Source organism: Rhizobium sp. KNZ2-6A, from assembly GCF_056755475.1.
Genome location: NZ_JBNDIC010000002.1, coordinates 1 through 22,547, shown reverse-complemented (window position 1 = coordinate 22,547; position 22,547 = coordinate 1). Strand labels below are relative to the sequence as shown.

Below are 22,547 nucleotides of genomic sequence, written 5' to 3'. Positions count from 1 at the left end.
CCTGTCATCACGCGGCGGAGCCGGCGATTTCTCCCGGGATTTGCGGGATAGACTGCAGCAGCGTCTGCCGTGCCGAGGCGAGATGCTGGCGGCAGGCGGCATCGATCCTTTGCTGGTCGCGCGATTGCAGCGCTTCGATATAGTCGAGATGCTCCGCTACGGCGCGGGCGTTGCGGTCGCGCGCGAAAGCCTTGTTCCACTGATAGTGATAATGAAAAATGATGGCGATGACATCGTAGAACTCGGTGATGAAGCGGTTCTTCGAGGCGCGATGGATGAGAAGGTGAAATTTTTCGTCCAGGCGCGAGAAATCGCGGTAATGCGCATCGAAATCCTTGAGCAGCTCGTGGTGTTCTTGCTCGATTTCCTTGAGATCCTCCCAGGCGCGATGATTGGCAGGCAGGCGGCCGAATTCGGCCGCGGAATGCAGCTCGAACATTTCCCGCACATCGGCAAGCTCGAGCGCGAATTCGCTGGTGAAGCCCTTGAGAATCCAATGGCTGTTCGGCCGCTTCTCAATCAGGCCGAAGCGACTGAAACGGATAAGAAATTCACGGACAACAGAGGTGCCGGTGCCGATTTCGCGCGCCAGTTCCAGCTCGTTGATCTGCATGCCGGGTTGCGCGTCGTCGGACATGATGCGCACCATGAAGCTGCGCTCGATGATGTCGTGCAGTGAATCGGTTTCTTCCTTGGGGAAGAAATCGGCCTCGGTCGGCAGGCGCAGCACCGTCTTCTGCCGCTTGTTCCACAGAATGATGCCGGCGTCGTTTAGACGCATGAGGATCGCCCGCGCCGTGCTGCGGCTGACGCCGAGTTCGGCTGCGATTTCAGGCTCGCTCGGTAGCTCGGTATCGAGCTTCAGGCGGGCCGCATAGCGATTATAGGCCTCTTTGAAGAGCGTGTTTTGCCTTGCCATTTCCCCCTCGCGTCTCGTCGCCGCTCTTTGCCGGCGGCGCTGTCTGGACCATGTCCCGATGGCAGTCAATTGCAGGAGTTATGTCGAAACCACTGTTTCCGCCATCTCCCGTGACGGTCACCATGATTTCCTCGTTGACACCAAAATGTTTATTGTAGATAAAAAACAAAATCAATGGCGATGGATGTCGAGAGCTTCCGTTAACGCCACCGAAATTGAAATGACCGTCATCACAAGGGAGAGGTGATGCAGAAAAGAACAATCGGCAGGACGGGCCTTGAGGTCACGGAGATCAGCTTCGGCGCCGCGGCGCTGGGCGGCCTCTATCGTGCCTGCCCTCGCGATCAGGCGATGAAGACCTTGCAGGCGGCCTGGGATAGCGGCATCCGCTATTTCGATGCGGCACCCTGGTATGGCTTCGGCCTTGGCGAGCGCTATGTCGGCGACTTTCTGCGCGGTCAGCCGGAAGACAGTTATGTGCTGTCGACCAAGGTCGGCCGCCTCATGCGGCCAGTGCCGAGCGACAAGGTGCCGAATTACGGCTATGTCGACCCGCTGCCCTTCGATGCCGACTATGATTATTCCTATGACGGCATCATGCGCTCGGTCGAGTTCAGCTATGCTCGCCTCGGCCTCAATCGCATCGATATTCTCTATGTCCACGATATCGGCGGCTATACCCATGGCAAGGCGCTCAACGAGCGCTACCTCGGGCAGCTCCTGGGATCCGGGTTGAAGGCTCTAGAGGAGCTGAAATCATCCGGCGTGATCAAGGCTTATGGTCTTGGTGTCAACGAAGTGCCGGTCTGCCTGGATGTGATGCATGCGGCCGATATCGACTGCATTCTGCTTGCCGGTCGCTATACGCTGCTGGACCGCTCCGCCGTTGCCGAGCTGTTGCCGCTTTGCGAGAAAAAAGGAACATCGCTGGTCGTCGGCGGTGTCTTCAACTCCGGCATTCTGGCGACAGGTCCCGTGCCCGACGCGCATTTCGACTATCTGCCGGCAACGTCGGATATCCTGGCCAAGGTTGGGGCTATGGAAGAGATCGCCCGCAAGCATGGTGTCCCGCTTGCCCAGCCGGCGCTTCAGTTCCCGCTGCGCAGTCCCTGCGTGGCTTCGGTGCTGATCGGCACGGCGAGGCCGGAAAGTCTTGTCCGCAATATGCAGCTCGTGGAGCCTCGGCTTCCCGACAGTTTCTATGCAGAGTTCGAAGGATTGACGCTCGTGGCATCGCCGTTGGGAGACGAGGCGGTCCGAGTCTAGCAGATTGGTAGCTTCGAGCCGTCGAGAGAGGCGGCTTCGTAGAGGAGGAAAGCCTGTTTTCGCGTCGGTGGCTTTTCCGCCGCGCGATGCGTGACGCCGCAAGGCGTCGCGATACCAGCCGTAAGCGTTCAGCGGCAGGTGTGCAGGAGAGAGAGCGCGTTGAGAGGAGAAGCAGATGAAAATTGCCAAGTCACTTTTGTCCCGCCGCAGCTTTGCCGGCCTTGCCGGTGCTGCCGTCATCGCCATGGCGATGCCCATGCAGTCCTTCGCGGCCGACGTGACCATCCCGATCATCGTCAAGGATACGACATCCTTCTACTGGCAGATCGTTCTTGCCGGCGCTCGCCAGGCAGGCAAGGATCTCGGCGTGAAGGTGCCGGAGCTCGGCGCTCAATCGGAATCCGACATTAACGGTCAGATCAGCATTCTCGAAAACGCCGTTGCCGGCAAGCCGGCCGCTGTGGTCATCTCGCCGACCGAGTTCAAGGCTCTCGGCAAGCCCGTGGATCAAGCCGCCAAGTCCGTGCCGGTCGTCGGCATCGACTCCGGAGCCGATTCCAAGTCCTTCGTCTCGTTCCTGACCACCGACAACACCCAGGGCGGCCGCATTGCCGCCGATGGTCTCGCCGCCGCAATCAAGGGCATGACCGGCAAGGAAGAAGGTGAGATCGCCATCATCACCAGCCTGCCGGGCGTCGGTTCTCTCGATCAGCGTCGTCAGGGCTTCCTGGAGGAGGTCAAGAGCAAATATCCGGGTCTCAAGGTCGTTGCTGACAAGTATGCCGATGGTCAGGCGACCACCGGCCTCAACATCATGACCGACCTGATCACGGCCAATCCGAAGCTCGTCGGCGTCTTTGCCTCCAACCTGATCATGGCCCAGGGCGTCGGCCAGGCCATCGCCGAAAATAAGCTCGGCGACAAGATCAAGGTCATCGGCTTTGACAATGACGACAAGACCGTCGGCTTCCTGAAGTCCGGCGTTCTTGCCGGTCTCGTGGTGCAGGACCCCTATCGCATGGGCTATGACGGCATCAAGACGGCGCTTGCCGCGTCCAAGAAGGAAAAGGTTGCGGCCAATGTCGATACCGGCGCCAACCTCGTCACCAAGGCGAACATGAGCGATCCGAAGATCGACGCCCTGTTGAATCCGAAGGTCAAGTAAGCTCGAGGCCGCGCTCGAGGGATCGGGCGCGGCCTTTTCGTCTGGCCGCTTCCCCCGAGGCGGTCGCGCGGGAATGTAAGAGGGAGGAGACGTCATGACGAGCCTTGAAGAAATCAGTCATCGGCACGATGATACCGTCAAAACGGAAGCAAACCGCATTCCGGCGGGCTCGCCCATCCTTGAACTTAAAGGGCTGCAGAAGCGCTATGGCTTTGTCGAGGCGCTGAAGCCCGCGACCGTTACGTTTCTGGCCGGAGAGATTCATGCGATCGTCGGCGAAAACGGTGCCGGCAAATCGACGCTCATCAAGCTCCTGACCGGTGTGATCACGAGGACGTCTGGCGAAATCTTCTGGTGCGGCCACCCCGTTGCGCTCGCAACGCCCAATGAGGCGATCGCTCGCGGTATCAATGCCGTGCATCAGGAAGTGGTGCTCTGCCCGCATCTGACTGTTGCCGCCAATCTTTTCCTCGGCGACGAGGTCAATCGTTTCGGCCTGATGCGCAAGAGGCAGATGGTGGCCCTGGCGCAGACCGTGCTCGACGATCTCGGTTTCGGACTGCCGGCCGGCGAACTGTTGGGCTCGCTCACGATTGGCCAGCAGCAGCTGGTCGCGACCGCGAGAGCCGCGATGCGCGGCACGCAGTTCCTGATTTTCGACGAGCCGACCGCCTATCTCACCCGCCAGGAATCGGCGCAGTTGTTCAAGCTGATCCGCCGGCTGCAGGGTGATGGCGTGACGATCGTCTATATCAGCCATCGCATGGAAGAGGTGTTCGAACTCGCCGATCGGGTCTCCGTGCTGCGCGACGGCACGCATGTCGGCACCCGCGCGATTGCCGAAACCAATGAGGACGAGTTGATCAAGCTGATGATCAATCGTTCCATCGAGCAGATCTACCACAAGGAAGAGATTCCGATCGGCGATACCATCCTCGAGACGCGCGGCCTTTCCGGCCCCGGTTTCGAGAATGTTTCGCTGAGCGTTCGTGCCGGCGAGATCGTCGGTCTTTACGGGCTGATCGGTGCCGGCCGCAGCGAATTCGCTCTCGGTCTTTACGGGCGTCAGCCGCTCTCTGCCGGGGAAATCCATTGGCAGGGCCGCAAGGTCGAAATCCGCAACGAACGTGATGCGATGGACCTCGGCATCGCGCTTGCGCCGGAAAGCCGGCGCGATCAGGGGCTCTGCCTCAACCTGCCGATCGGGCTCAATATCAATCTGCCGGTGTTCAGGCGGCTGAGCCGTGGTCCGATCATCAACAACAAGAGCGAGGCCGCGAACGCCGATAAGCAGATCCGCGATCTCAGCATCAAGACGCCGAGCCGGCGGGTTCTGGTCTCGGCCATGTCGGGCGGCAATCAGCAGAAGGTGGTCATCGGCAAATGGCTGAGCCATGGCGCCAAGCTCTTTATTTTCGATGAGCCGACGGTCGGCGTCGATGTCGGGACCAAGGCCGAGATCTATCGGTTGTTCGCCAAGCTGCTTCGCGATGGTGCCGGCATCATCGTCATCTCATCCTATCTGCCCGAGGTCTACGAGCTCGCCGATCGCCTGCACGTTTTCCGCCAGGGCCAGCTGGTCGCCAGCCATGATTTCCATGCGGCAACGCATGAGGAAGTCCTCGGCGAGGCGATCGGCGTCTGAACAACAAACAACTCGAAAGAGGGAGAACAAAAAAATGGCCGCGAATACAACAGAAGGCCCGACGGTCGCGCCTCGGCGCAAGATGAACATCCTCTTCAGCTTGACGCTGATCCTGCTCCTGCTGGCGCTCTGGGTCCTCCTGGGCTTCTGGACCGACAAGTTCTGGACGCCGCTCAACATCACCAATCTGATGCGTCAGGGCTCGATGACGGCCATTCTTGCTCTCGGCCAGACCTTCGTCATTATCACGGCGGGCATCGACCTTTCGGTCGGCGCGATCGTCGGCTTTTGCACCGTCATCATCGCCTGGCTGCTCCAGGCCGGGTTTCCGGTGTGGGCCGCGATCCTTATTACCCTGATGTTCGGCGTCCTGATCGGGGCGTTCCACGGCTTCGGCATCGTGCGCATGGGCTTGCCGCCCTTCATCATTACACTGGCGACACTGACGTCGCTGCGCGGCATTGGCCTGCTGATCACCAATGGTTCGACGATCAATATCGTCAATGACGATTTCTCCAATTTCGCCGTTTCAGACTTCTTAGGGATTCCAAGCCTGTTCTGGATGGTGATCCTGGTGGCGATTCCAGCCGTCATTTTCCTGCATCTGAGCCGCTGGGGCCGTTACCTTTTCGCCGTCGGCTCCAATCGTGAAGCGGCCCGGCTTTCCGGCGTCAACGTCAACTGGATGATCTATCTCGCCTATATACTGTCGGGAACCTGCGCCGCCTTTGTCGGTGTTCTGCTTGCCTCGCGCATCGCCATCGGTAATGCCACCCAGGCAGATGGCTGGGAGCTGCAGGCGATCGCCTCGTCTGTCATCGGCGGAACCAGCCTGTTCGGCGCGGTCGGCTCCGTCTATGGCCCGCTGATCGGCGCATTCATCCTGGCGACCATCAACAACGGTGCCAATCTCTTGAACCTGAATTCCTTCTGGCAGCGCATCATCACCGGCGCCCTGATCATCGTCATCGTCTACTTCGATCAGCTGCGGCGCCGTCGCCTCTAGAGCCGGATGATTTTAGGTCCATTCGACCTAAAATCTGAATCCGCTCTAGAATCAAAGAAATAGAGCGTGATGTCGTCCGAAAACCGCCTACACTTTTCGGCATCACGCTCTAGGGGCATGGCCAGGCATGAAGCGACAATCGAGCGGAAAGCAACCGCCCGATTGTCGCCCCGTCCCTATGGTTAAGGTAGGACTTCGCGGGCGACTTTCGAAGTCCACGGGCACCAATGTGCTCCGGGCAGGAATGCGCCACCGGCTTCATCGAGATGGTCCTCGACATAGTTCATATCCGCATCGCAGACCTCTATTGCTACTTCGAAGAAGTCGATCGTCTGCGGGTCCAGATAGAAATTGAAGCGCGGGTTGTAGGGCTGCTTTCGCTTGATGATCCGGCCATGAACGTGAATCTGGTTCTTTTCCTCGCCGGAAAGGATCTTCCGGGCCTGTGCGATCCGCTCGTCATCCGTCAGTTCGAAAATAAATTCCACGCCTGGGGACGACGGCTGGGTCAAGGCGAAAAACGGCATGAATTTCCTCCATGTTGAAAATTGAAATAAGGCAGGATCTGATTGATGAGCTTCCATTTGCGGAAGCCTTGTGAAAATTAGTTTTCTCTAAATTTATTTCAACCCATGGATTTTATTGGGTTTTATTCGATCTTTCTGGCCGATGCGCAGCCATGGTTATACTTCGCCGATGTTATCGGTTCTGACCGGAGGACGGGCGCTTGTGGGGGCGTGCATGGCCTTGTCGCGAGCGGCCGGCGCGCCATGGTCTTTCGTCGAAAGAAGCGTGGAATAAAGGCGCACGACCCAGCGATCGGGCAGCATGATTGCCCAGAAGGTGGCACCCACCAGAGCCCACAGCAACCCGATGAAAAGGGCACGGAGGGGCGATGGATTGTGGTTTCCGCCAGATTGCTGGAACAACTCCAGCAAAATTGCATGGGAGACAATACGCCGTTTCTTTCGGGACGGTCGCTCGGACGCTTCGCTAATGCATGTCGCGCAAAAGTGTGTAGCGGTTTTGCGGCAACGACATGCGTAAAATCAAAGACCTAAAGCGTGAAAAGCGAATCTGGAAGATCGCGACGCGCTTTAGGCGCGCGAGGGCGAGGGGCGCGATCTCTGCCAGCTCAAGGTCTTCAGAAGATTGCGCAGCGGCTTTTCGACCAGTTCATAGGCAAATATTCCAAGCACGGTGCCTGCAATAACGCCGAGGAAGGCGACCACATCGGAAGGGATCGGTGTCGATGTCGCAAGCTTCACCACGACCGAGATTGCCAGCGTGTGCCAAAGATAGATGGAGTAGGAGCCGTTGCCGAGATAAGTGAGCGGCGCAATCTGCGGCAGCTTGCCGCTGCGCTCGACCGAAACCATGCCCAGTACCAGCGCTATGGCTAGGGGACCGCAGGTTATCTCGTTGAATTCGAGGCCCAGAATTTCAATGGCCGCAAAGCCGCCGATCGCCGCGACCATGAGCGCAAGGCCAAGGCCTATTCCCGGAATATTTCCTTTCAGCCAGAGCTGCCCGAGAACCGCACCCGCCACGAATTCGAGAATGATCGGCCGCGTATAGGTGACAAGCAACGGCGATTGCGGATGGATGATCGCGCCGGCGATGACGAAGGCGACAAAGACGCCGATCAGACTGCCGAGACGCAAGCGTCGCGGCAGGAACAGGCAGACCGCGAAGATGACATAGAAGAACATCTCGAAGTTCAGCGTCCATCCCTGAACCAGGACTGGCCAGATCTCGTTGCTATCGTTTGGCGAGCGGGCTGGAATGAACAGCAGCGAACCGAAAATATGGCTTGCCGTCAGCTTCAGGTTCGGAAACAGGCCGACGGCTGCCCCGCCGATCATGATGGCCGTGACGATCCAGTAGGACGGCGCGATACGCTGGAGGCGATCCAGCACGAAGCGTAGCGGCGTGACCGGACGGCGTTCGCTCATGGTCCACATGATGAAGCCGCTGATGACGAAGAAGACGTCGACGCCGGCAGCCCCAATGCGAAAATGGCCGCCGCTGCGCTCGGCGGCGTGAAAGAACACCACGGCAAGCGCGGCAAAGGCACGGAGATACTGGATACCGAAGAGTGTCTTCATCGGCCCGTCTGCGGCTCCCAGTTTACAGGCGTCGCGAATGGCATCCGGTCATCGCTGGCGGGCAGTGGCGCGTTTACGCGCGCTCGCATGGAGAGCTTTCCTGCCGTGAAATAGAACAGGAAGGAGCCGACATGGTACGGATTCAGAATATCGATCTCCACGAAAGAACGGATCAGCAACAGGGTCGCGACACCCAGAAGGATGTAGGATTCATCGTTCCTAATATCGCTCAGGAAGCGGTTGATATGGCCGATAAAGGCCGTCAGCAGGATCGAGGCGAGCAGGAATACGCCGACGAGCCCGGTTTCCACCGCGGTTTCGATATAGGTATTGTGGAAATGGAAGCCGGCCCGCGAAGCGATGAAAAACTCATCCCACAGTCGTTCGGGTTCGGAGAAGCCCTGGACCCAATATGCCTGATAGCCGATCCCGAAGAACGGGTTCTGCTGGGCTGCGGCGATGCCCTGCTGCCAAAGGTAGGTACGCCCGGTGAGCGTGGAATCCTTGCCGAAGGCGCCGAGCACAAGATCGACCGCGCCGAGATAGACCCCGGCCACCGCGAGGACGACGCCGGAGACGGCGACAGTCACGAACAGCCTTTTGCGCTGTCTGGGTGACAGGTAGAGGATGCCGCGCAGGCTAATGCACAAAAACACCACCAGCCCGGTCGTCAGCACCGAGGTTGCCGATTGCGAGGCAAGCAGGCAATAGGCGGATAGCAGGCCGGCAATTCCCGCGCCCAGCATCCAGATTCGCCGTTCGCCGAGAACGAAAACGGCGGTAAAGGCGAAATAGATGCCGATCGAGGCATAAAAGCCGAGCTGGTTCTTGGAGTCGAAGGCGCCGACGAAGCTGTAGGTTCCGTCGATCGGATCATAGGCATAATAGCCGAACAATATCGAATAGACGAGCACGATGCCGGTGCCGGCGATCGCGCCGCGCGCCAGCGTGCGGATATCGAGCGTGCGCATGGCGACCAACGCGCAGAAAATATGCGTCATATACTGGACAGCCGCGCGCGCCGTCACGGAGGGTACGACCGACCAGAAGATCGACAGGCAGGTCAAGACGCCGAAGGCGAAAAGCCAGAGCTGCTTCTGGTAGCTGCCGAGCACATTGCGATAGTCGATCATGACCAGCGGGAACCAGAGCGCGTAATAGAGCAGGATCGAAGCCTGGCCGAAGCGCGAGGAATAGGCAAAGGCGAAGAAGGAGAGAGCAATCGCCACCATGCCATAGGTGGCGTTGCTGCCGGGACGGACAAAGATCGATTTGGCTATCCGCATCGACTTTCCTTAGCGCATGGCAAGACCGGTGCTGACCTTGATCAGATCACCGGGCAATACCTGCGTATTCTCCTGGGCCTGGATTTCCTTCGATTGGCCGTTCTCGTCGCGAATGATCGTGTAGGTGACGCTCACGCTCTGGCCGCTGGGATCGAGGTTGCTTGCATCCGAGGACTGGGCAAGCGCTTCCTGCATCAGCGACTGGCTGGTCGAGAGCTTCAGCTGCAGGGTTTCCAGCTGTGTATCGGTATCCTGCATGTCTTTGGCCAGTGAGCTCTGCCAGTCGTTATGCACCGTATTCTCGTCCTGGGTGGCCTTGTTGATGTCCTGCTTGGCCTTCAGCGACGCCGTTTCCGTATCGAGAAGGGTCGCTTCCAGATCGGAGGCGCGCTGTTCGGCCGAAATCCGGCGGGAGGCAAGCTCAAGCCCGCGTTCGGCCAGGCTTTCGACCTTGTCGCGGTCGGCCTTTGCCAAGTCAAGCTGACGGCTCTGCGTATCGTTCTTTTTCGAAAGCGCTTCGACTTCGTTCTGCAGAAGGGTTTTCAGATCTTCCAGGGTCTTCAGCTGGTTCTTCATGCGCTCGCTGCGGGTCTGCATCAGCGCCCGCTCGCTTGCAAGCACACTTTCCGCTTGCGGCGTCTGCTTGAGTTCCGGTGGAACCTCGATTTCGTCCTTGCCGGCCAGTTCGGCCAGCAGGCGCGCCTTGCGCATCAGAAGACGACCGCGCTCGGCCATGTAGACGACGGCGTCGCCCTTGGCGTTGATGAAATCCCGCGCGAAACGCTGGCCGGCATCGGCGCGACGCATGCCGCCCCCAAGGCTGACGGCCTTGAGCACGGTGAGATTGGGCGCGAAGGGATATTCGCCGGGATTCTGCACCTCGCCTGAAAGATAGATCGGGCGGAACTGGGAGAGTTCGACCGAGGCCGAGGGGCGATCACGCAGGCCGAACTGCTTCTGCAGCCCGAGGCCGATGGCTTCGGCGATCTGATCCGTGGTCTTGCCGACCGCAGGCATGTCGCCGATGAAAGGAACGGAGATCGAGCCCGAGGGGCCTACTGCGTAGTCGCCTGAAATCGAGGACCAGTCGCGAACGGTGCCTTCTGCGGTCTGCCATTCGGCAACGCGCACATGCAGCTTGTCCATGACGCCCAGATGATATCCGGGAAGATTGTCGGCTGAAGCCGGGACGGACGCTGCGCCAAGGCTGAGAGCGACGAAAGCAGCGCATCGAAGAGATGTATTCATGCGAACAAGCCTCTTGAAAGGCCGAAATTCAATCATGCAGGATCTTCCCTGTTAGTGGTTGGCAGCCCCGCCGAGCGCGGGAAAACCGCAGGAAACGAACCCCGCGGTATCTGCCGGTCATCATCAATAGCTGCCGCGCGAGAGGCAGACCGCAGGAATGGTTTTGGCGATGATCATCATGTCGCTGCTGAGCGACCAGTTCTTCACATAATGCGTGTCGAAGGCGACACGGCTGGCATAGGAGACGTCGTTGCGGCCGCTGACCTGCCATAGACCGGTCAGGCCGGGGCGGGACTGCAGATAATAGATCGCCGCGGTCTCATAGAGCTCGAGCTCGTCCTCCACGACCGGCCGCGGGCCGACGATGCTCATCTCGCCGCGGATGATGTTGATCAGCTGCGGCAGTTCGTCGAGGCTGAGCTTGCGCAGCACCGCGCCGACGACGGTGACGCGAGGGTCGTCCTGCAGCTTGCGCGTTGCGCGCCACTCTTCCATCGCCTTCGGATTAGCTTGGAGGTGGGCCTGCAGAACCTTGTCGCCGTTGACGACCATGGTGCGGAACTTCAGGCAGCGGAAGCTCTTGCCATTATGCCCGATACGGCGATGGCCGTAGAAGGCGGGACCCTGGTCCGTAAGTTTCACCAGCAGCATCAGCATCAGGAAGAGCGGGCTGATGAGAACCAGAGCGGTCATTGCGATGGAGACGTCGAAAACGCGTTTCAATACCCCACCAGTTGGCGGAAAGACGTCGCTTTCCACGGCGCTGAAAAAAGCCGATGTGGCCGATCTCGTCGCAGACTTCATAGAGAAAACTCCATTCATGTTGACGATTGGTCGGAAATTCTCGGACGCGTAACTAGAGCCGCGATGAACGGAGTGTAGGTTGGGAATTGGACTTTTTAAGCCAAACTTTTGTAGCGATATGGCATGGCGGTATATATTTACCGCATTGATGGTGACTTGGTTTAAATCTGTGATCGGCAATGGATGGGTTGTACTGTATCAAACCTCGTATAATGGCAGGGTTGATAGCTCTCCAGCCCCATAGTCGACAGTTTCTAAGGATATTGTAGGTGGTGAACAGTAAGTTGTTCATTATCATTGGTTTCGAAAGCTTCTGATCGTTCTCCCTTCAGCTATATGCTATCTTGATGCCATCTTGACGTCTTCACAGGATATATTGCAGTGCAGCAATATTTTGCGGCGCACATACTGATGGCGGCTTTTCCAGGACTTTGTAATAAAAGTTGATTGAATTGATGAGGAAGCGAGGGGCATTTGGCCGACCGCGTCTGTCGCTATGATTGTACGTTAAGGCCAGGCATCCGTATAATTGCAAAGAGAAAGATGAACAAATTCAATTGTAATTATAATCGAGGTGTAGTTTTAACAGGCGCGGCTTTAGGATCGTCTCAATTCGCAACGGATCACTGTGACTTGGTTGAATCTCAATGAATCATAAAATATATTTGACTTTCAGGTCTGATAAGGGAGGAAAGACCTTGATCGCTTTTCACATGATAGTTTCGCGGGCGAGGTAAGATTATGTACGCACCGCGCGTTTTCATCAGCATGTTGGGTACGCTGATCGTATTTGCTGTCGCAACATACTTTTTGACCAACTCTCTTTGGACCACGTTGATCGAGACGATCATCTGTGCCGTCCTCCTGCAGATCGGCTATTTTCTGGGCGTGCTCTATCTCGTCTGGAAAGAGCGCAGGTCGCGCCATGCCTTCCTGACCGAAGACAAGGGGCTCGCGCCGGGCCAGGAGGATACGAAGATCGGCGGCCTCTCCACATCCAATTTCAAGCGCTCCGAGCCGTTCAATCCTTAAAGCGGCCTTAAGTCGAGTTACCAGGCAGATCTTTTGCCGGTCCGGCGGTTGCCGGATCGGAGCCATGTCCTAAGTCTCCGGCAGAACCATTGGAGGCTGACGTGACCGACAGTGCAGAAAAAGGCGTCTGCGTAATCATCGCCGCAAAAAATGCCAGCGACACCATCGGCCTGGCTGTTGCCTCGGCTCTCCGGGAGCCGGAAGTGGCGGAAGTCGTCGTCATCGACGACGGCTCGACGGACGGAACCGCCGCAGCCGCCGCCAGCGCCGACGATAACAGCGGCAGGCTGACGATCCGGGAATTCGAGAAGAACCGCGGCCCCGCAGCCGCACGCAATCACGCGATCGAGATATCCAAGGCTCCGTTGATCGGCATTCTCGATGCGGATGATTTCTTCTTCCCAGGGCGTTTCGCCGCGTTGCTTGCCGCCGACGATTGGGATTTCGTCGCCGACAATATCGCCTTCGTCAATGCCGATACGGTTCCGGATGCCCATGCAAGGCTCGATCACTTCGACGCGAAGCCGCGCTTTCTCGATCTCGTTGCCTTCGTCGAGGGCAATATTTCCAAGCGGGGCGTGCGCCGTGGCGAGATCGGCTTTCTCAAACCCTTGATGCGGCGTTCTTTTCTGGACGCGCATGGCCTGCGCTATGACGAATCCTTGCGCCTCGGCGAGGACTACGATCTCTATGTGCGTGCGCTGGCCAAAGCTGCGCGCTACAAGATCATCCATAGCTGCGGCTATGGTGCGGTCGTGCGCAGCGATTCCCTGAGCGGCCGGCACAGGACCGAGGATCTACGGCGGCTCTATGAAGCCGACCGGGCCATCCTTGCAAAGGGCGGCCTTTCTTCGGGGGATGCAGCCGTGATCCGCCGCCACGAGCAGCATATTCGCGACCGCTACGAGTTGCGGCATTTCCTCGATGTCAAATCGCAGTCCGGCCTGCTGTCGGCTGCGGCCTATGCGCTCTCGCATCCCTTCGCCGTTCCGGCGATCGCCGGCGGCATCCTGGCGGACAAGACGGAGCGTTTCCGCAAGCGTGGCGGCGCGCCCATCGCACATTCCGGCGCGAACGGTCTGCGCTATCTCCTGCAGGCCGCTCCGGAATAGGGATCTCTCGAAAATTTGGAGCGGTTCGGCGTTTCACGGAACCGCCAAACCGCTCAGCGCCGGAATTGCTTTAGAGATAATCGCGCCGCACACCTTCGATCGCGCCGAGCAGGCGTTCCTTGCAGGCTGCGAGTGTTATGTCCTTGCTCAGCTGCGGCTTTGCCTTGCTGGCCTGCCAGAGAGCGAGCGCTGAAGGCACGGCAAGCGCCTGCTTTGCCATGACCCGGAACGTGGTCTGCTCGGGATCGGCAAGCATGACATTTTCCCCGTATCGCTGCTTTTCGAGTTCGGCGGCAGCTTGCTTGCTGCGTTCGAAGCCGACGCCCCAGAACCTGGCGCCCTTGGCGATCGCTTCGGCGCGGGTGGAAACGGGGATGTGCTTCGGCGCATAGGTCACGCCGAGTGAGCGCGCCCAGTCGTTCCATTTGAAGCTGTTGATGGACCGCGAAGAGCTGACCGCGATCCACGGGACGCGGAAGGCATCGGCAAGGATGGCGCCATGCATGGATTCCGCGACGATCAGCTCGGAGGCCGCGATTTCGCGGATCACGGCCTTCGCCTCGCCACGGGGGTCGAGATAGGAAAGGCCGACGGTCTTGCAGATCTCGGGCCAGAGGCCGGCGGCAGCCGATTCCCAATGCGGTATGAAAGTGCGCCGGCCGTTCTTGGAAATGTTCCGGAATTCCGGCATTTCCGTCACCAACACGGCGGGATCGACAATGCCCATTTCGGCCGGCAAACCGATCTTCTCCGCTGTCAGGGGGCCGCGAACGCTGCGGATGTCCCATTGCGACCTGTCGCGCATGTCGGGAAGGGAACCGTAGCCGAAGCCGCTGCCGATGACGAGCTTGCGTCCGTCGGCTGGCAGGATTTCCGTGTTGAGAACGGTTCCGACGCCGACCAGCAACGTTTCTTCATGAACGCTGCGAAGGCCGGGAAGCAGGAAATCCCAGAGCCAGAGATTGAGATCGTCACCGAAATTGCCATGGGTGGATTCCCAGTGGAACGGCTTCATGCAGGACTCCTTGCTGACCAAACGATAACGGGGCATGCCGATGGCTCTTGGGTGCGGCATGCACAGCTTATGCTGCGGCGCACAATCTAGGGCGCGAGTTTGCCCACGGCAAGCCGCATCGCGCTTTGCAAAATTGCGGGGTCGCGCAAGGCCCATTTTGCCAGCAATCCAAATTGCGGCAGGCGTCGCTGCCGCAGCTGCCGCGCCTGGCTCCAAAGCGCCTGGCGACGGGCGCGATTCTTGTAGAGACGGATGGCGGCGACATCCTGCGGTCGGCGCGAGAATCTCTCTTCCAGCGTGTTGAGCGCCGTCCAGGTATTGAATTGCTGACGCAGGAATTGCGGGGAATCATTGTCGATGCTGTGAAAGATGTTCACGCCCTCGCCACGCAACGCGCCGGCGTTTTCGCACAACAGCACGCGCTTGGCCGCCAGGATACAGTCGCAGAAATAAAGGACATCCTCCGCCGCCAGCCGCAATGTCGGTTCGAAGCGCACCTTTTCGAAGAGAGGCCTGCCGATCACCATGCAGGACATGTGCAGGAAGCTCCAGTCCTGCAGCATGACGCTGGCGACATTGGGGATTTCGATGATGGCCGGCTTGTCCGAGAGCCGTACGATATCGGCTGATTTCGCGAGCTCCGCGATGCTGAAATGATAGTAGAACTCTTCGCCTCCGTCGATGGAATCCCAATAGCAATCGGCGTCATGACGCGTCAGCGCCTCGAACGCATTGCTCAGATGCTCGGGCGCCCATTCGTCGTCGGAATCGAGGAATGCGACAAAGCGGCTGGCGGCGGGCACGTTGTCGAGACCGGTGTTGCGTGCCCCACCCGGTCCGGCATTGGTCTGACGGATGACGCGGATGCGCGCGCGCTCATCGGCGCCCAGCGATTGCAGTTCTTTTTCCGCCGGAAACGGCGATGCGTCATCGACGATGAGGATATCGAAATCCTGAAAGGTTTGCCGGGATATCGATCTCAAGGCGCGCTGCAGAACGCCCGGTTGCTTCTGATAGAACGGAATAACAATCGTGAGAGACGCCATTTTCCCGCCTTTACGGTTTTCAATCCAAGAGTTTGCGGCCTTATCCCCGGGGACGTAACCATCGGCTTCTCGGCTGCATCCACCGCCAATCCTTGGCTGTTTGCCCGGTGATGGATGCCGCCGCGACGCCAACAGGTAGCGTCCATTCGGTAGGGAGCAATGTCGAAGGCGGAGATTTCTCAAACTTTATCCCCGCCGGATGCGCGATGTCGAATTGTTTCCTCGGCGATCTGTTGTGACACATCGGTTCTCAGGATTGGACGGCATTGCACTCATGAGAAGAGCGGTGCGGGCCGATATTCCCATATCGATTGCAATAGTGTCGCATTTTGGTCATGCTTCGCACTGCGAAGTCTGCTGCGCTGCAAAAAATCTTCACCCTCCGGTAAAAATCCGACTGCGCTGAAAATCTTGCGTGAAGTCGGCGTCAAAAATGCCCTGCTTTTCCTTAAGCCTTTTTTTTCACACGGTTTTTCTCGGGCGCAAGACAATTGTTCAGGCTTTCGGGCCGTCCGAAAGGATCGCTCCAACACGGTGTAGAGTATCATTTTTCACCCATTTTTGCTGCGCCGCCATATTCCCTTTCCAAAGATCGCCCTAGGTTAGTTCTGCGAGCTCTGCTCTGCTCTGAACGAAATAGCTGCAAGGGGGGATGCAGCACGAAGAAGGGGTGACAGACATCGTGAATGTGACTGCCAACGTGTCTTCGCGGATAAACCTCATGCGTATCGTACTCATCTCGGGCATCATCTTTGTCCATATACCGTTCGATACGCGTACCAGCCCGTTCAACGGCGCATATGGCCTTTTCGACTGGCTTCGGGTGTTCCTTCGTGACAGCCTGTTCCGCGTCGGCGTCCCCTGCCTGAGCGCGATTTCAGGTTACCTGTTGTTTCGCCAAGGCACGACATCGCTGGACTATGGGAAGATTATTCGCCGAAAGACAAAGACAGTCATTCTGCCTTTCATGCTGTGGAACAGCGCGTTCTTTGTATTCGTGCTGATCCTCCAATACTACGGAATTGGTGACGGATATCTGCCGGATTTGTCGGAATCTACTCCGCACAAACTATCGACTCTTCTGTTCGCGATCGACGGCGCTCCGATCAATCTGCCGCTTTACTTCCTGCGTGATCTTTTCGTCTGCATCCTGCTGTCGCCAATCCTTGCCTTTCTCATCAGCCGTGCGCCATTGCTGACGCTGATTTCCCTGCTTCTCCTCGCGGCCTGGCCGGTATCGATCGGCATCGTGCTGCGCAATTCGATCCTCTTCAGCTTCAGCTTCGGGATCTATCTCAGCCTCTACCGCGTCGACGTGACGGCCTTGGATCGATATGTCGCCCTGATCGCTCCCGGCTTCATTGCGCTTGCAGCACTTCTGGCAACCGCCGCCTATCTCGCGGGACCCGGTTTGCCCTTGTGGCTCGAGGTTTGCCGCAATCTGATGGTGATCGTCGGCATTCCAGGATTCTGGGCGCTGTCGTCGATCTTCATCCGCAGCCGCATCGGGCGGAAGCTGGCGGGAACCGGCAGCCTCAGCTTCTGGATTTTCTGTGCCCATTATCCGCTGCTTTTCTGCCTCTGGGTTCTTTGGAAGCGCGGCGGCAGCGAGCTCTATCCGATTTTCTATCTTCTGGCGCCGGCGCTTGCCTTGCTGCTGCTGCCCCTGACGAATGGCATGGCGCGTTCCGCCCTGCCGAGCCTCTACAACCTGCTGACCGGCAGCCGGACGCGCCCACTGGCCGAAGCCAATGCCGTTCAGATCCGCGCCGCCGAAGATCGGCGTGCGCGTTCCGAGCAAAGGTGATGCCATGACGACATCGAAGAACCGCATGCAAAGACTTGGTCTTGTCTCCATCGCCCTTATGGGTGCCTGCTTCATGCCGCAGGCCGTGTCCGCGCAGGATGATCAGCCGACGGCGGCATCCTTCGTCGACAATTTCGAGCGACTGGACACCAGTCGCTGGTACATCTCGGACGGCTGGAACAACGGGGCGTTTCAGAATTGTACCTGGTCGCGCAAGCAGGTGAGCATCACCGACGGAATGCTGCAGCTGCAGTTCATCCAGTCCAAGACCGGTCAGCGGAACTACGCCTGCGGCGAGATCCAGACCACCAAGCGCTACGGCTACGGCACCTACGAGGCGCGCTATCGTACCGCTACCGGATCCGGCCTCAACTCGGCATTCTTCACCTATATCGGTCCGACCGACAAGAAGCCGCATGACGAGATCGATTTCGAAGTGCTCGGCAAGAATCCCGGTCAAGTCCAGGTCAACCAATATATCTCGGCCAAGGGCGGCAACGAGAAGCTGGTGCCGGTTGCCGGCGGCGCCGATCAGGGGTTCAACGATTATGCCTTCGTCTGGGAAAAGGATCGCCTGCGTTACTATGTGAACGGCAAGCTGGTTCAGGAGGTCACCGATCCTTCGAAGATCCCGACCAACGCCCAGAAGATTTTCTTCAGCCTGTGGGGCACGGACACGCTGAGCGCCTGGATGGGCAAGTTTGCCTATGCCGGCCAGCCGGCAGCCATGCAGATCAAGCGCGTTGCCTTTACCGCAGCGGGCGAGAAGTGCCTCTTTCCGGAATCGATCACCTGCAAGATCGACTGAACCTGACTGGTCGCGCAGTGCCTTGCGCGGTCGGTTGCGATGCCCGGATGCAACACCAACCACACCAGGCGCTCGGTCTCGGCCGGGCGCAAAAGCGGAAACTTTGATGCTGCATATTCTTTATTTCGTTCACGATCTTGCCGATCCGGCTGTGCGCAGGCGGGTGCTGATGCTGCAGGCCGGCGGGGCACTCGTGACGCTGGCGGGCTTCCGGCGCGACGACAACGCGCTTGCCGCTATCCATGGCATCGAACCGATCGAGCTTGGCAAGACACAGGACGCCCAGTTTGCGCAACGTGTTGCCGCAGTGGCCAGATCGGCGGCGAAATTGCGCAGCGCCTTGCGCTCCGTTGTAAGACCGGATGTCATCATCGGCCGCAATCTCGAGATGCTGACGCTGGCCAATCGCGCCAAATCCGTGTTCGGCGGCGATATGCCGATCGTCTATGAATGCCTCGATATCCATCGGCTGCTGCTGCGCAACGATGTGGTCGGTGGCGCGCTTCGCAGCGCCGAGCGCCACTTCGGTTCGCAGGCGGCGTTGCTCATCACCAGTTCTCCCGCCTTTGTCGAGCGCTACTTCCGCCCGCGTTCCGGCCTGCGTCTGCCGGTCATGCTGCTCGAAAACAAGGTGCTGGCACTCGAGCCAGCGGTCAGCGCCGTCGCGCCGGTTGCCCGCCCGCCGGCCGCAGGCAAGCCATGGAAGATCGGCTGGTTCGGCGCGCTTCGCTGCCGGAAGTCGCTGACCTTGCTCGATGAATTTTCCCGCCGGATGGAGGGGCGGTTCGAGGTCGCGCTGCGGGGCCGGCCCGCCTATTCGGAATTCGACGATTTCGATGGCTTCGTGCGCGACGCGCCGTTCATGCACTTTGCCGGCGCCTACAAGAATCCCGAGGACCTCCAGGCAATCTACAACGATGTCCAGTTTTCCTGGGCGATCGACTTCTTCGAAGAGGGCCTGAATTCGAGCTGGCTGCTGCCGAACCGCCTTTACGAAGGCGGCCTGTATGGTGCGGTGCCCATCGCCATGGAGGGCACCGAGACGGCGCGCTTTCTGGCAAGCCGGAAGATCGGGCTCACGCTCGATACGGCCGGCGCCGCGCAGCTGGCGGCGCTTTTGGGCGACATGGACGAGCAGCGTTACGTTGTCGCCTTCGACGCCGTGGCGTCGCAGGATCGCAAGCAATGGATGATGGATCGCGCCGACTGTCATGGTCTGGTGCAGCGGCTGGCGTCGCTGACGCGCGCCAACGAACAGATCGCCGAAATAAAGACTCTCCCACAACTGCATCGCAATAGAGGTGGATTGCAATGACGAACGGAAGTTCAGGGGACATGCGTTGCATAATCGTTATTCCCTGCCTCAACGAGGAAAAGCACATCGAGCCGCTGATCGGCACGCTCGGGCAGGCTCTGGACGAACTCGATGCCAGAATCGTGGTGACTGATGGCGGCAGCACCGATCGCACGCGCGAAATCGTCCGGGAGATTGCCGCCGGAGATCCGCGCATCCTGCTGCTTGACAATCCCAAGCGGCTGCAGAGTGCGGCCATCAATCTCGCCATGGACACTTTCGGCGACGACTATGATTATTTCATCCGTATCGACGCTCATGGCGACTATCCGGCCGATTACTGCCAGACGCTGGTTAAGGAAGCCCACGCCACGGGCGCGGATTCCGTTGTCGTCGCCATGCGCACCAAGGGCTTCAGCGCCTTCCAGAAGGCAACGGCCGTGGCGCAGAATTCCAAGCTGGGCAATGGCGGCTCCAAGCATCGCGAAGGTGCCAAGGGCCACTGGGCCGAGCATGGGCACCATGCGCTGATGCGGGTCACCGCCTTCCGCGCCGTCGGCGGCTATGACGAGACCTTCAGCCACAACGAGGATGCCGAACTGGATTACCGGCTGCACAAGGCAGGGTTCCGGATCTGGCTCACGGACAAGACGGCCATGACCTATTATCCGCGCGCCAGCGTCCCGACGCTCTTCAAGCAGTATCTCGGCTACGGCCGTGGCCGCGCGCGCAATATCCTCAAGCATCGCAGCCTGCCGAGCCTGCGCCAGATGCTGCCGCTTGCAGTGGTGCCGATCTTCATCGGCGCTTTCCTCGCCGTACTCAACTGGATTGCCGTCATTCCCGTCGGCCTCTGGGCTGTGGCCTGCATCGCCTACGGCTTCTGGATCGCTCTCGGCCAGAAGAACCCTTACGGCCCGCTCGCCGCCATCTCGGCCATGGTCATGCATTTCGCCTGGTCGATGGGTTTCTGGATGGAAGTCTTCAGCTTCCGCAACCGCAGGATCGTGTCATGACACAGGTCTATCGAAGTCCGATAAGGATCGATATCGCGGTCTGCACGTACCGCCGGGCAGAGCTTGACCAGACGCTGCTGTCGCTTGCTGTGCTTGCCGTTCCCGCCGGCGCGATTGTCCGTGTCATCGTCGCCGACAATGATGTCACGCCGAGCGCGCGTGGACGTGTCGACGCCATGCGTTCGGCCGTGCCCTTTGAGATCGTCTATGTCCATTGCCCGGCATCGAACATCTCGATTGCCCGCAATGCCTGCCTGGATCACGCAAGCGGCGATTTCATCGCTTTCATCGATGACGACGAGACCGCGTCGGAAGATTGGCTGGCGGAATTGCTCATCATGGCCGATACGACCGGCGCCGATGCCGTTCTCGGCCCCGTCCAGGCCGTCTATACGAATGTCGCGCCCGCCTGGATGCAGCGTGGCGATTTCCATTCGACATTGCCTGTCTGGGTCGCGGGAGAGATCCTCACCGGTTACACCTGCAATGTGCTGCTGCGCCGAGGTGCGCCCTCGCTTACCGGCCGGCGTTTCAACATCGCGCTTGGGCGCAGCGGCGGCGAGGATACCGAGTTTTTCATCCACATGCACAAGGCCGGCGGCAGGATCGCCTATGCCGAGGATGCGCTGGTCTATGAGCCCGTTCCCGACAAGCGCGCCACGGTTTCCTGGCTGTCGAAGCGCCGGTATCGCATGGGCCAGACGCATGGGCGGATGCTGCTGGAGGCCGCGAGCGGCTTCGGACGCTGGCGCGCGATCGCGCTCGCCGGCGCGAAATCCGGCTTTTGCTTTGCCGCAGCGGCGCTGTTTGCAGCCTCTCCCATCAAGCGGCATCGCTATGGCCTGCGCGGCATCCTGCATGCCGGCGTCGTCAGCGGCCTCTTCGGAGTTCGCGAAATCGAACAATATGGAAGTCTGGAGAAGGCGCCGCAATGACGGATTTCATCCCCGATGTCAGCTTCGTCATCGCTGCCTACAATGCCGAGGAAACGCTTGAGCGCGCCATCGACAGCGCGCTGGCGCAAGGTGCCGTCAGTATGGAAGTCATCGTCGTCGACGATTGCTCGACGGATGGAACGCGCGAGATCGCCGGCAATCATCCCGATCCGCGTGTTCGTCTCGTTGCCATGGCCCGCAATGGCGGGCCGGGCGCTGCCCGCAATGCCGGTCTTGATGCGGCCCGTGGCCGCTGGGTGGCCGTGCTCGATTCAGATGACGCCCTGCGGCCGGATCGCATGGCGCGTCTGATCGCCCGGGCGGAACGGGCTGAGGCGCAGATCGCGGTCGACAATCTCGACGTCATCCGCGAGGACGTCGGGACAATGCTGCCCATGTTTCCGGAGCCCATGCTGGCGCGCATGCCGACGTTGACGCTGGCAAAATTCATCGCCTCGAACATGATTTTCAAGTCGGAGCACAATTTCGGCTATATGAAGCCGGTCTTCGAGCGCGCCTTCATCGAGAAGCATCGTCTGCGCTTCGATGAGACCCTGCGGATCGGCGAGGATTACATTTTCCTCGCTTCCGCTCTTGCTCGTGGAGGCGTCTGCGTCGTCGAGCCGGCCGTTGGCTACTTGTATTACATTCGCGACGGCTCGATCTCGCGTGTTCTTAGACAAGATCATGTAGAGGCCATGCTTGCCGCCGATACCAGGTTCTTCGCCGAACATCCCTTTGGGGCTGCCGCCCTTGCCGCACAGCGGCGACGGACGCGCAATCTGAAGGACGTCATCGCATTCCTGAAGCTGGTCGACAGCATCAAGGAGCGCGAACTGCAGACCATGTTGAAGATCGCCTGCCTCAATCCGCGCGCCGTGCGTCATCTTAGCATGCCGATCTTCGCCCGTTTTCGTGGGGGGGGGGGCGGACTGAGGGGCGGCGGGCCGCCCCCCCCCCCCCCACAAAAAAAAAAACCCCAGCCCAAAAAATGTGCACGGCCCCACCAAAAAAAAAGATATAGCCAAAGTCCCC

The 22,547-nt window shown here is 59.3% G+C and carries 21 protein-coding genes; 12 read left to right on the top strand and 9 right to left on the bottom strand.

The window, feature by feature from the left end:
• Positions 1 to 7 precede the first annotated feature (7 nt).
• Positions 8 to 919, bottom strand: coding sequence for a GntR family transcriptional regulator (locus tag ACPYOP_RS01605; RefSeq protein WP_481408641.1), 912 nt, complete (start codon positions 917 to 919; stop codon positions 8 to 10).
• A 246-nt stretch (positions 920 to 1,165) separates the two neighbouring features.
• Between ACPYOP_RS01605 and ACPYOP_RS01600 the strand changes: the two genes are divergently transcribed.
• The 4 genes from ACPYOP_RS01600 to ACPYOP_RS01585 all read left to right on the top strand — a co-directional run bounded on the left by ACPYOP_RS01600 (position 1,166) and on the right by ACPYOP_RS01585 (position 6,001).
• Positions 1,166 to 2,185 carry an aldo/keto reductase gene (locus ACPYOP_RS01600; RefSeq protein ID WP_481408640.1) on the top strand — a complete coding sequence of 340 codons (1,020 nt, stop codon included), beginning with the start codon at positions 1,166 to 1,168 and terminating at the stop codon, positions 2,183 to 2,185.
• Between the two features lie 175 nt (positions 2,186 to 2,360).
• Positions 2,361 to 3,350, top strand: coding sequence for a substrate-binding domain-containing protein (locus ACPYOP_RS01595; RefSeq protein WP_481408639.1), 990 nt, complete (start codon positions 2,361 to 2,363; stop codon positions 3,348 to 3,350).
• A gap of 94 nt (positions 3,351 to 3,444) precedes the next feature.
• Positions 3,445 to 4,995 (top strand): sugar ABC transporter ATP-binding protein, encoded by a 1,551-nt coding sequence (locus ACPYOP_RS01590; RefSeq protein WP_481408638.1) that lies wholly within the window; start codon positions 3,445 to 3,447, stop codon positions 4,993 to 4,995.
• Positions 4,996 to 5,029: 34 nt separating this feature from the next.
• Positions 5,030 to 6,001 (top strand): ABC transporter permease, encoded by a 972-nt coding sequence (locus ACPYOP_RS01585; RefSeq protein WP_481408637.1) that lies wholly within the window; start codon positions 5,030 to 5,032, stop codon positions 5,999 to 6,001.
• A 182-nt stretch (positions 6,002 to 6,183) separates the two neighbouring features.
• Here the strand turns inward: ACPYOP_RS01585 and ACPYOP_RS01580 are convergent, their stop codons facing one another.
• The 6 genes from ACPYOP_RS01580 to ACPYOP_RS01555 form a co-directional block, all read right to left on the bottom strand.
• Positions 6,184 to 6,528 carry a BP74-related protein gene (locus tag ACPYOP_RS01580; RefSeq protein ID WP_481408636.1) on the bottom strand — a complete coding sequence of 115 codons (345 nt, stop codon included), beginning with the start codon at positions 6,526 to 6,528 and terminating at the stop codon, positions 6,184 to 6,186.
• Positions 6,529 to 6,684: 156 nt separating this feature from the next.
• Positions 6,685 to 6,855 carry a hypothetical protein gene (locus tag ACPYOP_RS01575; RefSeq protein ID WP_481408635.1) on the bottom strand — a complete coding sequence of 57 codons (171 nt, stop codon included), beginning with the start codon at positions 6,853 to 6,855 and terminating at the stop codon, positions 6,685 to 6,687.
• A 243-nt stretch (positions 6,856 to 7,098) separates the two neighbouring features.
• Positions 7,099 to 8,109, bottom strand: coding sequence for an acyltransferase family protein (locus ACPYOP_RS01570; protein WP_481408634.1), 1,011 nt, complete (start codon positions 8,107 to 8,109; stop codon positions 7,099 to 7,101).
• Positions 8,106 to 9,395 carry an O-antigen ligase family protein gene (locus ACPYOP_RS01565; RefSeq protein ID WP_481408633.1) on the bottom strand — a complete coding sequence of 430 codons (1,290 nt, stop codon included), beginning with the start codon at positions 9,393 to 9,395 and terminating at the stop codon, positions 8,106 to 8,108. The genes ACPYOP_RS01570 and ACPYOP_RS01565 overlap by 4 nt, the downstream gene beginning before the upstream one ends.
• 9 nt (positions 9,396 to 9,404) lie before the next feature.
• Entirely contained in the window at positions 9,405 to 10,679 is a 1,275-nt protein-coding gene (locus ACPYOP_RS01560; protein WP_481408632.1) for a polysaccharide biosynthesis/export family protein, read from the bottom strand.
• 87 nt (positions 10,680 to 10,766) lie between these two features.
• Positions 10,767 to 11,447: a sugar transferase gene (locus tag ACPYOP_RS01555; protein WP_481408631.1), complete on the bottom strand. Its 681-nt coding sequence runs from the start codon at positions 11,445 to 11,447 to the stop codon at positions 10,767 to 10,769.
• Positions 11,448 to 12,188: 741 nt separating this feature from the next.
• Here ACPYOP_RS01555 and ACPYOP_RS01550 point away from each other — a divergent pair.
• On the top strand, positions 12,189 to 12,479 hold the full coding sequence (locus ACPYOP_RS01550; protein ID WP_481408630.1) for an exopolysaccharide production repressor protein: 291 nt from the start codon (positions 12,189 to 12,191) through the stop codon (positions 12,477 to 12,479).
• A gap of 101 nt (positions 12,480 to 12,580) precedes the next feature.
• On the top strand, positions 12,581 to 13,591 hold the full coding sequence (locus tag ACPYOP_RS01545) for a glycosyltransferase family 2 protein (RefSeq protein WP_481408629.1): 1,011 nt from the start codon (positions 12,581 to 12,583) through the stop codon (positions 13,589 to 13,591).
• 70 nt (positions 13,592 to 13,661) lie between these two features.
• Here the strand turns inward: ACPYOP_RS01545 and ACPYOP_RS01540 are convergent, their stop codons facing one another.
• Positions 13,662 to 14,606, bottom strand: a complete 945-nt coding sequence (locus ACPYOP_RS01540) for a polysaccharide pyruvyl transferase family protein (RefSeq protein ID WP_481408628.1) — start codon at positions 14,604 to 14,606, stop codon at positions 13,662 to 13,664.
• A gap of 86 nt (positions 14,607 to 14,692) precedes the next feature.
• Positions 14,693 to 15,652 carry a glycosyltransferase family 2 protein gene (locus tag ACPYOP_RS01535; RefSeq protein WP_481408627.1) on the bottom strand — a complete coding sequence of 320 codons (960 nt, stop codon included), beginning with the start codon at positions 15,650 to 15,652 and terminating at the stop codon, positions 14,693 to 14,695.
• A gap of 721 nt (positions 15,653 to 16,373) precedes the next feature.
• Between ACPYOP_RS01535 and ACPYOP_RS01530 the strand changes: the two genes are divergently transcribed.
• From ACPYOP_RS01530 to ACPYOP_RS01505, 6 genes are all read left to right on the top strand, one after another.
• Complete coding sequence (locus tag ACPYOP_RS01530) at positions 16,374 to 17,459, top strand: acyltransferase family protein (protein ID WP_481408626.1); 1,086 nt, start codon at positions 16,374 to 16,376, stop codon at positions 17,457 to 17,459.
• Positions 17,460 to 17,463: 4 nt separating this feature from the next.
• Positions 17,464 to 18,267 carry an endo-1,3-1,4-beta-glycanase ExoK gene (gene exoK, locus ACPYOP_RS01525; RefSeq protein WP_481408625.1) on the top strand — a complete coding sequence of 268 codons (804 nt, stop codon included), beginning with the start codon at positions 17,464 to 17,466 and terminating at the stop codon, positions 18,265 to 18,267.
• A gap of 106 nt (positions 18,268 to 18,373) precedes the next feature.
• Positions 18,374 to 19,582, top strand: coding sequence for a glycosyl transferase family 1 (locus ACPYOP_RS01520; protein ID WP_481408624.1), 1,209 nt, complete (start codon positions 18,374 to 18,376; stop codon positions 19,580 to 19,582).
• Positions 19,579 to 20,577 (top strand): glycosyltransferase family 2 protein, encoded by a 999-nt coding sequence (locus tag ACPYOP_RS01515; protein ID WP_481408623.1) that lies wholly within the window; start codon positions 19,579 to 19,581, stop codon positions 20,575 to 20,577. The genes ACPYOP_RS01520 and ACPYOP_RS01515 overlap by 4 nt, the downstream gene beginning before the upstream one ends.
• Positions 20,574 to 21,512 carry a glycosyltransferase family 2 protein gene (locus ACPYOP_RS01510; protein ID WP_481408622.1) on the top strand — a complete coding sequence of 313 codons (939 nt, stop codon included), beginning with the start codon at positions 20,574 to 20,576 and terminating at the stop codon, positions 21,510 to 21,512. Before ACPYOP_RS01515 ends, ACPYOP_RS01510 begins: the two co-directional genes overlap by 4 nt.
• Positions 21,509 to 22,547 (top strand): glycosyltransferase family 2 protein (locus ACPYOP_RS01505; RefSeq protein ID WP_481408621.1); only part of this gene is annotated, 1,039 nt, incomplete at its 3' end. The genes ACPYOP_RS01510 and ACPYOP_RS01505, both read left to right, overlap by 4 nt.

What these genes read in the sequence shown, in the direction of transcription:
- ACPYOP_RS01565 (WP_481408633.1), bottom strand. Translation starts at nt 9,395, where the DNA reads ATGCGGATAGCCAAATCGATCTTTGTCCGTCCCGGCAGCAACGCCACC.
- ACPYOP_RS01515 (WP_481408623.1), top strand. Translation starts at nt 19,579, where the DNA reads ATGACGAACGGAAGTTCAGGGGACATGCGTTGCATAATCGTTATTCCC.
- ACPYOP_RS01590 (WP_481408638.1), top strand. Translation starts at nt 3,445, where the DNA reads ATGACGAGCCTTGAAGAAATCAGTCATCGGCACGATGATACCGTCAAA.
- ACPYOP_RS01570 (WP_481408634.1), bottom strand. Translation starts at nt 8,109, where the DNA reads ATGAAGACACTCTTCGGTATCCAGTATCTCCGTGCCTTTGCCGCGCTT.
- ACPYOP_RS01555 (WP_481408631.1), bottom strand. Translation starts at nt 11,447, where the DNA reads ATGAAGTCTGCGACGAGATCGGCCACATCGGCTTTTTTCAGCGCCGTG.
- ACPYOP_RS01530 (WP_481408626.1), top strand. Translation starts at nt 16,374, where the DNA reads ATGCGTATCGTACTCATCTCGGGCATCATCTTTGTCCATATACCGTTC.
- ACPYOP_RS01520 (WP_481408624.1), top strand. Translation starts at nt 18,374, where the DNA reads ATGCTGCATATTCTTTATTTCGTTCACGATCTTGCCGATCCGGCTGTG.
- ACPYOP_RS01585 (WP_481408637.1), top strand. Translation starts at nt 5,030, where the DNA reads ATGGCCGCGAATACAACAGAAGGCCCGACGGTCGCGCCTCGGCGCAAG.
- exoK (WP_481408625.1), top strand. Translation starts at nt 17,464, where the DNA reads ATGACGACATCGAAGAACCGCATGCAAAGACTTGGTCTTGTCTCCATC.
- ACPYOP_RS01605 (WP_481408641.1), bottom strand. Translation starts at nt 919, where the DNA reads ATGGCAAGGCAAAACACGCTCTTCAAAGAGGCCTATAATCGCTATGCG.
- ACPYOP_RS01600 (WP_481408640.1), top strand. Translation starts at nt 1,166, where the DNA reads ATGCAGAAAAGAACAATCGGCAGGACGGGCCTTGAGGTCACGGAGATC.
- ACPYOP_RS01580 (WP_481408636.1), bottom strand. Translation starts at nt 6,528, where the DNA reads ATGCCGTTTTTCGCCTTGACCCAGCCGTCGTCCCCAGGCGTGGAATTT.
- ACPYOP_RS01510 (WP_481408622.1), top strand. Translation starts at nt 20,574, where the DNA reads ATGACACAGGTCTATCGAAGTCCGATAAGGATCGATATCGCGGTCTGC.
- ACPYOP_RS01535 (WP_481408627.1), bottom strand. Translation starts at nt 15,652, where the DNA reads ATGGCGTCTCTCACGATTGTTATTCCGTTCTATCAGAAGCAACCGGGC.
- ACPYOP_RS01540 (WP_481408628.1), bottom strand. Translation starts at nt 14,606, where the DNA reads ATGAAGCCGTTCCACTGGGAATCCACCCATGGCAATTTCGGTGACGAT.
- ACPYOP_RS01550 (WP_481408630.1), top strand. Translation starts at nt 12,189, where the DNA reads ATGTACGCACCGCGCGTTTTCATCAGCATGTTGGGTACGCTGATCGTA.
- ACPYOP_RS01560 (WP_481408632.1), bottom strand. Translation starts at nt 10,679, where the DNA reads ATGATTGAATTTCGGCCTTTCAAGAGGCTTGTTCGCATGAATACATCT.
- ACPYOP_RS01595 (WP_481408639.1), top strand. Translation starts at nt 2,361, where the DNA reads ATGAAAATTGCCAAGTCACTTTTGTCCCGCCGCAGCTTTGCCGGCCTT.